This window comes from Bartonella sp. MU70NMGDW, assembly GCF_042194085.1.
Taxonomy (GTDB): domain Bacteria; phylum Pseudomonadota; class Alphaproteobacteria; order Rhizobiales; family Rhizobiaceae; genus Bartonella; species Bartonella grahamii.
Map to the genome: position 1 here is coordinate 1 of NZ_JBHIMK010000459.1, position 935 is coordinate 935.

Sequence of the window (935 nt, forward strand, 5' to 3'; positions counted from 1 at the left end):
GGCTTTAATTTATTTTCCATTGAACACTTACAAAATCAATGGCACTGCCAATTGCAACGTTATAGCATTATCAACCCCAAAAACGAGATTTCATGTACTGAAACAATTAATCTTTAAACACCTTCATAGTTGCAAAAATAACCAAAAACGAAAATATTTTTATTTCATATCCCTTTGGAAATCATAATTCTTATTTCCTTTTTTCTCCTTAAAAGACAAAGTTTTACCTTCTCTGTCAATAAATCAATTTCTCTCAGAGAGTTCCATCTGCTACCCCACTTATGTGACTGGCTTTTTACAAACTTATTGGTTTTCTTCCTTCCCGCCCTAAAGGACGAAAATTCTACCACATCTGATTTATAAGTAATCCGGATTCTTGTCGAATGAGTTTCACCTGCTGATCGCGCATGTGATTTATTTCACAAAACTCTACCAATAAACCCTGCTTTGAATTTCATCATACACTCCTCCAAAAGCATCTGATGCATAAAATCCTTATACCACTATAGTTATGATATTTTATAGAATAATAGAGAAGCTCATTCAGCTTCTATACCCGAAAATCAATGGCTAAAAAAGCCAAATAATAACTAACGTATATAATTTCAATAACCCAACCTACTTGTGATTTATAAACAAATAATGTTGATTGATTTATCGTAAAGAGATTTAAAATGATCCACTATTATTTCACTCAACATTTATTATCGTACATTTAAAAAAATATAAAAAATAATATATTATATTTCGATAACAAACATAGGTAATAATGTTTTTTATGTCTCGATAAATTCATAATTTGCTATCTATTTTTTCCTATAAATCACTTTATAATACTCTTTATAATTATTTTATTATTATAATAATTATTTATAATATCACATAAAATATCTAATAATAAAAATTATAATATGAATTTTTTTTATTATTATTGA

Annotated in this window: 1 pseudogene; it reads left to right on the plus strand. The window is 27.0% G+C overall.

The features are described 5' to 3' along the window. Positions 1 to 117 (plus strand): annotated as a pseudogene (locus tag ACFIKE_RS11610) (metallophosphoesterase); the annotation flags it as partial. Positions 118 to 935 lie beyond the last annotated feature (818 nt).